10 protein-coding genes are annotated in these 8,985 nt (G+C 50.9%); all 10 read left to right on the top strand.

What is annotated here, in order from left to right; all coding sequences use genetic code 11:
* A partial coding sequence (locus QF669_09515; protein ID MDP6457667.1) for an outer membrane beta-barrel family protein occupies window positions 1–1,818 on the top strand: 1,818 nt, incomplete at its 5' end.
* A 300-nt stretch (window positions 1,819–2,118) separates the two neighbouring features.
* Window positions 2,119–2,325 carry a cold-shock protein gene (locus QF669_09510; protein ID MDP6457666.1) on the top strand — a complete coding sequence of 69 codons (207 nt, stop codon included), beginning with the start codon at window positions 2,119–2,121 and terminating at the stop codon, window positions 2,323–2,325.
* Between the two features lie 75 nt (window positions 2,326–2,400).
* Window positions 2,401–3,900, top strand: a complete 1,500-nt coding sequence (gatB, locus tag QF669_09505; protein MDP6457665.1) for an Asp-tRNA(Asn)/Glu-tRNA(Gln) amidotransferase subunit GatB — start codon at window positions 2,401–2,403, stop codon at window positions 3,898–3,900.
* 75 nt (window positions 3,901–3,975) lie between these two features.
* On the top strand, window positions 3,976–4,107 hold the full coding sequence (locus QF669_09500) for a hypothetical protein (protein ID MDP6457664.1): 132 nt from the start codon (window positions 3,976–3,978) through the stop codon (window positions 4,105–4,107).
* Between the two features lie 59 nt (window positions 4,108–4,166).
* Complete coding sequence (locus tag QF669_09495; GenBank protein MDP6457663.1) at window positions 4,167–4,577, top strand: hypothetical protein; 411 nt, start codon at window positions 4,167–4,169, stop codon at window positions 4,575–4,577.
* A 35-nt stretch (window positions 4,578–4,612) separates the two neighbouring features.
* On the top strand, window positions 4,613–5,461 hold the full coding sequence (locus tag QF669_09490; GenBank protein MDP6457662.1) for an RNA polymerase sigma factor RpoD/SigA: 849 nt from the start codon (window positions 4,613–4,615) through the stop codon (window positions 5,459–5,461).
* A 546-nt stretch (window positions 5,462–6,007) separates the two neighbouring features.
* Window positions 6,008–6,937, top strand: coding sequence for a M23 family metallopeptidase (locus tag QF669_09485; protein MDP6457661.1), 930 nt, complete (start codon window positions 6,008–6,010; stop codon window positions 6,935–6,937).
* A 72-nt stretch (window positions 6,938–7,009) separates the two neighbouring features.
* Window positions 7,010–8,341, top strand: coding sequence for a tRNA (N6-isopentenyl adenosine(37)-C2)-methylthiotransferase MiaB (miaB, locus tag QF669_09480; protein ID MDP6457660.1), 1,332 nt, complete (start codon window positions 7,010–7,012; stop codon window positions 8,339–8,341).
* A complete protein-coding gene (locus QF669_09475) occupies window positions 8,328–8,645 on the top strand; it encodes a lipopolysaccharide assembly protein LapA domain-containing protein (protein MDP6457659.1) in 318 nt (105 codons plus the stop codon). Before miaB ends, QF669_09475 begins: the two co-directional genes overlap by 14 nt.
* Window positions 8,645–8,985 (top strand): hypothetical protein (locus QF669_09470; protein ID MDP6457658.1); only part of this gene is annotated, 341 nt, incomplete at its 3' end. The genes QF669_09475 and QF669_09470, both read left to right, overlap by 1 nt.

Genomic DNA, 8,985 nt, shown 5'->3' with positions numbered 1-8,985 from the left:
GTAGAAGTGATGACCAATCCCGGTGCCAAGTATGATCCGGAAGGGATGGCCGGTATCATTAACATAGTTTTGAAGGAAAACAAGTTTGCCGGCCTGAACGGCAATTTTAATTCCAGTGCTGATTCCAGGGGTGGAAAAAATGTTTCCGGTCAGATCAACTGGCGGACGTTAGCGTTCAACACCTATGCAAACGTAGGTGTCCGGCGGCGCGTGCGACAGTTTTCCGGGGACTCCTACCGAACCATGCAGTTCAGAGCGTACGAAAACATCCTGGATCAGAGCAGCGAAGGAGACGGATCCGGCGACAACCTCTTCCTCAAAACCGGTTTCGAGTACTTCATCGACCCAACGCAGTCGGTGGGCATTTCTGCCACACTCAACGGCGGCAATGGCAGGAACGATGACCTTACCACGACGGTAGAGTACGAGGTCCTCGAGTCACAGTACTTCCGCACAAGCGACGGCCTGAACGATCACGGCGGCTATGACCTGAACCTCAATTATGACAGGAAATTCAAGAATCCCAAACAGAAGCTCACCTCTTTCGCCCGCTATTCGTCGGGCGGCAGCGACGGCTCCACCGAATACTGGACCACCCCGCAGGCAGGCTTCGAAGATGTGGTGAGTCAGGATAGAGCCAAAAACGGCAACGAAGGGAAGGATTCCAACTTCGAGCTGAAGGCGGACTATGTTCACCCCTTCGAGAATGGAAACGTTCTGGAGGTGGGGATGAACAGTCGAATCCGTACTCGTGATGACAGCCAGCTCGCCTTTCTTTTTGACGAGGCGTCCGATCTGTTCATAGATGACAGTCTCTACAGCAACCGCTTTCTCTACGATGAGAACATCCACGCTGCTTACGTCCAGTACAGCACAACGATCGGCATGTTCGGCATCACGGCGGGGGGGCGGTATGAGAATGTGGCCATGAAATCCCAGCTTGTGAACACCGATGAAACATTCGAAAATCCTTACAGCAGTTTCTACCCCAGCCTGTCTGTCTCGGCGGGGGCTCCCCAGATCATTCAGGTGCAGGCCAGTTATTCACGACGGGTGAACCGGCCCCGCTCCCGGCAGCTGAACCCGTTCAAGACGCGACAGGATCTTTACAATGTTAGGACCGGAAACCCGTTCCTGAAACCTGAGTATGTGGACTCCTACGAGATCAACATCGGCCGCTTCTCCCGTGGACTCTCCCTGAATTTCGGTCCCTACTACAGGCACATGACGGACAAGATACAACGCCACAAGGTCGTCACGGAGGATGGGATATCCATAGCAACGTATGCTAATATAAGTGAACAGATTTCGAAAGGAGTCGAATATAGCATCGTCGGCTCTCTTGGCCAGAAGTTCAGGCTGATGTTCAGCGGCAGCGTTTACTGGGATGAGATCAATACAGACATTTTCGGGGAAGATTACAATAGCTCGGTCAAGGGTCAGCGGTACGTCATTAACACGACTTGGAATATGAGCCCGACGACCGAACTGATGTTCTTCATGTTTTACCGCCCCGCGCAAGAGATTCCCATCGGCAAGATGGGTTCCATGTCATGGTCGGCGGTGTCGTTGAAGAAGAAGTTCCTTAATGAGAGACTGAATCTCTCCGTGAGGATGGGAGATCCATTCAATCTCTCGGGCCTCCATTTTGAGACATGGGGGGAGAATTGGTATCAGGAGGCCAACCGTGATTTCTTCAGCCAGACAGTGACTCTTTCGCTTGAGTACCGCTTCGGGAAGATGGAAGATCGAAGTCGTTTCAGCCGTCCTCGTGGAGGCGCGGAGGATGGAAATAGGGACGACTTTGAGATATATTGAGTACAGACCAGTTTAAAGTCTCTTCAAGCATAAGATGCAGAGGACTGCCCCATCCAGTAGTCATTTCCCTTCGTCAGTACATTTTTATCTCCCGCTCGACCCTATATTTGAGCAAAACCGCCCCAGATTTAAGTTCTTGTATTCGCTGAATGAATGTCGTAATCTCGCCCGTTGAAAAGAGTTGTTCTTCGAATCTTGTAAATGATTCAGTAAAATGTGGTTATTGAGCCTCGTTTTTTCATTTCTGTGTAAGAGTTCGAAAACAATTAATCCATAAGTAAAGAAAGAAAGGTACATCCAATGCAACAAGGAACAGTAAAGTGGTTCAATGAAAAGAAAGGGTTTGGCTTTATCACTTCCGATAGTGGAGATAAGGACGTCTTCGTTCATTTCTCGTCTATCAGCGGAAACGGGTTCAAGACCCTTGAGGAAGGAGATAAGGTTGAATTTGAAGTGGTGGAAGGTCCCAAAGGCGACCAAGCCGCCAACGTTACCAGAGTTTCGTAAACTTCAGAGTAACCTTACAACAACGGACCTCATCCGGCAGAAATGCCGGGTGAGGTTTTTTACTTTTATAGAGCTATGGAATTCCATTCCTCACGCCGCCGTACTAAATTCGCCCGTGCTATGAACAACCTCGACGCCATCCTTGAAAAGTGGGAGCCGGTCATTGGACTGGAAGTCCACGCCCAGCTCGCCACCGAGACGAAGATGTTCTGCGGCTGCAAGAATATCTACGGCGATCCGCCCAACAGCCATACCTGCCCCATCTGTCTCGGTCTGCCGGGCGCTCTGCCGGTAGCCAACGAAAAGGCTCTCCAATATGTCCTGAGACTGGGTGTGGCTCTCGGTTCTGAGATAACTCGCTTTTCCCGCTTCGCACGCAAGAACTACTTCTATCCCGACCTACCGAAAGGATACCAGATTTCCCAGTTCGAAGAGCCTCTCTGCCGCGGCGGCTCCGTTACCATCCGACAGGGAGACGGCCTGAAGAAGATTCGCCTCACTCGAATCCATCTCGAAGAGGATGCAGGCAAATCGATCCACGGTACAGACGGCGTGGGGACCCGCATCGATCTCAACCGTAGCGGCGTGCCGTTGGTGGAGATCGTCAGCGAGCCGGAGATTCAGTCGGCGGATGAGGCGAAAGAGTACTTCGCAAGACTAAGACTGACGCTCGAATACCTCTCCATCTGCCACTGCAATATGGAACATGGAAATCTGCGCTGCGACGCTAACATATCTCTCAGGCAACGGGGCGAAACAAATCTCGGCGTAAAGACCGAAATGAAGAATATGAATTCCTTCCGAAGTGTGGAGCGGGGGCTCGAATATGAGATCAGGCGGCAGGCGGAAATCCTGGAGGAGGGCGGAGAGGTTGAACAGGTGACACTCCTGTGGGACGAAACCGGTCAGAAGGCGGAAATCATGCGCACCAAGGAGGAATCCCACGACTACCGTTACTTCCCCGATCCTGATCTAGTTCCAATCGAGGTGACGGATGAAGATCTGAGGCACGCGCAGGAGGCGTTGGTGGAATTGCCGCACGAGAAGGAGGCGCGGTTTGTTTCGGAGTACGGCTTGCGGCTGGATGATGTAATGATCCTGGTTTCTGATCCCAAGTTAGCTGAATATTTTGAGGAGACGGTTGCCCTCTTGAGTGACGCCGCCGCGGCATCGAAATGGATTCTCGGTGAGATGCGCCGCAATTTGAAGGATCGATCTCTCGATGTAGCTTCGTTTCCCATCCGACCCGACAGGTTCGCTGAACTCCTGAAGGTGGTAGACGAGGGGGTCGTTAATGTTAATTCAGCCAAGTTAATCTTCCGCGCCATGCTGGAGAGCGATGAGACGCCGCGGCAGATCATCGAAGCGCAAGGGCTTGCGGTGGTCTCCGAGGAGAGCGAGCTTCAAGCGATCATTGATGGAGTACTGGCAGATTCTCCAGCTGAAGTTTCCCGTTACCGTGAAGGGAAGAAGTCTCTCTTCGGTTTCTTTATGGGAGAGGTGATGAAGAAGACAGGCGGGAAGTCGGATCCGCAGGTGATAAGGAAGCTGCTGACGAAGGCTCTCGATGAGTAGTCGTCAGGGAACAATGGAATCGGGGAGGAGTTTACCGTTCGATATGTTCTGTTAAGGTCGCTTCAGGTGACGGCGATGCTGGCTGTGCTGTCAGGACTTTATTACGGAATCCGCGATGGTGACCTGGCTCTTGAGGTGCAGGCGCTGGCTACAGGTATTGTGCTGTTTTATCTGGCGAACTGGTTCATCAAAAAAAGTCCGAAGTGACCCTTGACAATCCGAAGATGCGGTATCAAATTGCACCATTAGAATAGAGGGGAAAAACGATGTCACCAGTATGGAATGATCTGAAGAAGAACCTAAAACAGTTTGGCAGCGCGGCGGCGGAGAAGGCCGAGGAGATCGGCAAGGTTGCCGCCACCAAGACGGAAGAGCTGACAAAGGTCGGCAAGGTTAAGCTGGAAATCCACCAGCTTCAGCGGGAAATGGATAAGGAATTTGCAAAACTCGGCAAGCACGCTTTCGATTCATCGGTGAATGAAAACGTCACCAATTTCGCCGGCAACGAACAGTTCTTTTCATATGTTCAGCGGGTGCAGGACCTGAAGGATCGTGTGAAGGAGAAAGAGGAGAAGCTGGAGGAGATCAAGGCCGAGTATGAGAAAACATCATCAGAGGGTGAGACAGAGGCGGAAGACGCTGAAGAAGCGGAATCTTCCGAAGAGTCTGGTTCCTGAGCAGGAACTTTCAGATTTAAATCAGGCGGAGAGCTTTGGCAGAGTCAAAATCTAGGGATGCATTCGGCCACGCGCTGAAACTCTATTTAGAAGAGATTGGCACGACGGAACCGCTTCTCCCTGAAAGGGAGATTGAACTGACACGCCTGGTCAGGAAGGGTGATCCGGAAGCTCTTAATGAGCTTATCAACGCCAATCTCAAGTTTGTCGTATCTGTTGCCAATAAGTACCGCAATACAGGTCTTCCGCTGGAGGACTTGATTAATGAGGGGAATATAGGTCTTATCAAGGCGGCGCACCGGTTTGACGAGTCGAGGGGATTCAAGTTCATCTCCTACGCCGTTTGGTGGATCAAGCAGTCGATTCTGCAGTTCATTGCCGATCAGAGCAGGATTGTCCGTCTGCCGGCAAACGTGACGGGTACGGTCACACGCATGCGCAAACAGGCGGAACAGCTGGAGCAAGCTCTAGAGCGTGTGCCGACGGTGCAAGAACTGGCTGATATTATGGATATGACAAAAGAAGAAGCGGAACAGCTGGTTCAGTTTAACGTGCGCAGCATTTCCGTTGACCAACCCATTGACGAGGAAAAGAAGACGACCTTGAGGGATCTCATCACCTCTGATGACGGCCGGCCGGAAGCGGTTATGATGAAAGAGTCGCTGACGTCTGAAATAGAGAGGGTTCTAACCACTATCCCGAAGCGTGAAGCGGAAGTCATCCGCAATTACTTCGGCCTCAATATGGATCGTCCTCTCACACTGGAAGAGATTGGTGCTCACCTCAAACTGACCAGGGAGCGTGTACGCCAGCTGAAAGAGAGGGCAATTCAACGTCTGCGCCACGTCACGAGAGCCCATCTGTTGCGCACTTTTCTCGGATAATCTACGACCTTCCCCAGAATGCAAGGGGGCGCGGGAGTGAATTTGATCAACAGATGTTTCAAAATGATTCCTTCCCGAAGGAATCGGGATTTCATCATTTTACTTCCAAGTTCGTATTATCTGTCGGTGACTTCCGCCTTGGCGGATCGCTGACGGGTTAGCGGAAATACCTTGAATCTGCCGTCAGCAACTCCTCCGCCTGTCGGGGATTAGCGACGGCTCAAGAGCCAGCCTATCTTCTCGACCTGTTACGATTCCCTTAGGTAAGAACTGGAAGGCCAAAAGGCGAACAGAGATGGGAGCAAAGTGACAGGTTTATTGCATTATGAAACCTTGAAAAGTCCGCGCGAGATTTGTCTAAGTTATGAACATATGATAACTTTGTTTCGTTGTTGTCCGCAGGAATCTGCAAGCATTCAGATAAACAGATTCAATTCAGCGATATTTAATAGGAATTGTTAGATAATTTCCTGTTGTATTTGTGAGCCCATGTTCAGAAATTCTATAGTAGGGGTTAGAGAGAAATAATATATGAAGTTACCCTTCTTGAAACGCAAATCATCTGAGGGCGTCAAGCTGGTTGTCATACGTGACAGCAACAGTGACGTGCATCAATGGTCGTTATCACAAAATACGATCGTTGCCGTCTCTATACTTGCCGTTGTGTTATCTACCGCTGTGCTCATTTTCAGCGCCGATATACTCACCCGCTTCATGTACAAATCGAGACTCGAGGAGGTGAAACAGAATAACCGTTCGCTCATCTCCCTGCTTCTCGACCTGCGCAGTGACCTTGATGAAATGAAGGTCGATATGAATCAGCTGGAAGAGAAGGACAGGGCATTGCGAACCTATGCAAACCTTCCTGCCATAGACCGCGACGTGCGTGAAGTTGGTGTAGGTAGATTAACTACCCGACGGTCAGACTTGGACGAGCTGCTGCCTGACATTGAGGAGAAGGTGACCCAGCTCGAAATCGACATCAATGAACTGTCGCGCAAGGTTCGGCTGGAAAAAGAGAGCTTCGAAACGGTTTTCGATGCACTGAAGAACAGCACGGAAAAACTGCCGTCCATCCCTTCCATCCGGCCGGCCGGCGGCGGATACCTGAACAGCGGATTCGGCTACCGCAATGATCCGTTTTCCAGTGAGAAGCGATTCCATCACGGTCTCGATATCTCGGCGCCGAATGGAACGCCCGTCTATTCTGCCGCTGATGGAAAAGTAGTCTACGCATCGTACAAGGGTACTTACGGTCAATCGATCAAGATTAATCACGGGCACGGTTATCAATCTTTCTACGCTCATCTGATGAAAATGCTGGTAAAACCGGGCGAGGTAGTCAAGCGAGGCGACCTGATAGGCGAGATTGGGAATACGGGCCGGTCCACAGCGCCTCACCTCCACTATGAAGTTCACTACTACGGTACACCGCAAAACCCCAAGAATTACTTCTTCGCCGGTCGCCTAGAGTAACCCCTCGGCACACCCCCAAACCGTCTAAACGTATCTTGATTCTCTACGGGGGAGAGAGTAACTTCATTCGTTGTGAAATACTATTATATGGAGACCTACGGCTGTCAGATGAATGTGGCCGATTCCGAGCTGGTGGCCGGCATTATGGAAAAAAACGGATACGGAAAGATTGATGCGGTGGGAAACGCCGACGCCGTCTTCATTAATACGTGTGCCATCCGGGAGCACGCTGAAGATAAGATTCATTCCCGTCTGGGTGTGCTACGGAAGGAAAAGGAGCGACGACCTGACATGATCCTCGGTCTCATGGGATGCATGGCGCAACACGTCAAGGATGATATCCTGGAAAACAAACCGTACGTCGATTTTGTGCTCGGTCCCGATTCGTATCGCCGCATCCCCGGGATCCTCCGGCGCCACGAAGAAAAGAACGAGTCAATTGTTGACACAAAGCTGTCGCGGTTCGAAGTTTACAGCGGTATGTACCCGTCGAGGAATGAGGGGATTAATGCGTGGATATCCATCATGCGCGGCTGTGATAAGTTCTGCACTTTTTGCATTGTGCCGTTCACCCGTGGCAGGGAGAGAAGCCGACCTGTGAGTGACATCGTACAAGAAGTACGGCGGGCCGTTGATGACGGTTTTGCGGAAGTCACACTCTTGGGACAGAATGTCAATTCTTTCAGACGCAGAGGGAAACGGTTTCCTGAGCTTCTTCAGGCGGTGGCCGAGATACCCGGTTTGCAGAGAGTGAGATTCACATCGCCCCATCCACAGGATGTAGACGATGATATGCTGTTCGTCATGCGGGATAACGCCAATCTGTGCAAGTCGATCCATCTGCCGGTTCAAGCGGGATCAGACCGCATCCTCAAGCGGATGAACCGCACATACAGTCAGGCCGAATTCCTCGCTCTTGTGTCGCGGATACGTCAGTTGCTGCCGGGGTGCGGACTGACAACAGATATCATTGTTGGATTTCCGGGTGAGACACGGGATGATTTTGAGGAGACACTGAAAGTGATGGAAAAGATCAAGTTTGATTCCGCCTTCACTTTCAAGTACTCGCCCCGTCCCGGAACAAAGGCGACAGAGTATTCTGATCACGTTTCCGAAAGTGAGAAGCAGGCGCGGCTGGAAGCGTTGATTACTGTTCAGAAGAGGCATACATTATTCCTTAATAAAAGAGAGATAGGTGAAGTAGTTAAAGTATTAGTTGAGAAAGAAAGTAAGAAGTCTTCAGAGATGTGGGCCGGGCGGACGGACACTAACAAGTGGGTCCTTTTCGCAAAAGAGACTACCCAGATGAAACAGATGGTGAACGTCCGCATCACTGATGCCCATGGCGTTACTCTTTTTGGCGAATTAGTAGGCGACCCAAGGAGGTTTCATGCAGTTGCTTAAAGTTTTTCTGGGACTTTTGCTCATCCTCGGTCTCCTGTTTGTCCTGACTAAGAACATGGAAGAGGTGGCTGTTGATCTCGTTCTGAGCCAGTATGAGACCGTTCCCGTTGCGGTAGTCATCATTGTCGCATTGGGTGTGGGCATACTGGTGGGATTCTCCATCGCACTCTCTTCCATTTTGACAAGTAAGGCGGAGACCCGGGCTGTGAGAGGTGAGAACAGGAAACTGTCGGACGAAATCAATTCCCTCAGAAACATAGCGATCGAAGAAGGTTTATACGAGATAGACGACGGGGAAGAGTAGTGAATCTTCTGTCCAAGCTCTTCCCGCGTAGAAAGGATTCTCATCTTCTCTATACCGAAGCTCTGGAACGTATGCTTATAGGCGACACAGACAGCGCTTTCTGGAAACTGCGCGAACTTGTAAAGGGCGACACGAACAACGTCAGTGCTTACATCAAACTCGGTGATATCCTCAGGGAGAAGGACAAGGGCGAGCAGGCCGTCAAGATCCACCAGTCATTGATCTTCAGGCGTAATCTGAGGACGGAAGTAAAGATTGAGATTTACAGGAGCCTGGCGAACGACTATTTCCAAATGAACCAGTTTCCGCGCGCCGAGGAGAACGCTAAGCGTATCTTGCG

The organism is Candidatus Neomarinimicrobiota bacterium, from assembly GCA_030743815.1.
In the GTDB taxonomy this organism is placed as follows: Bacteria; Fidelibacterota; Marinisomatia; order Marinisomatales; family S15-B10; genus UBA2146.
Note: the sequence above shows the minus strand (reverse complement) of the source record. Positions and strands in the feature narration are given on the sequence as shown.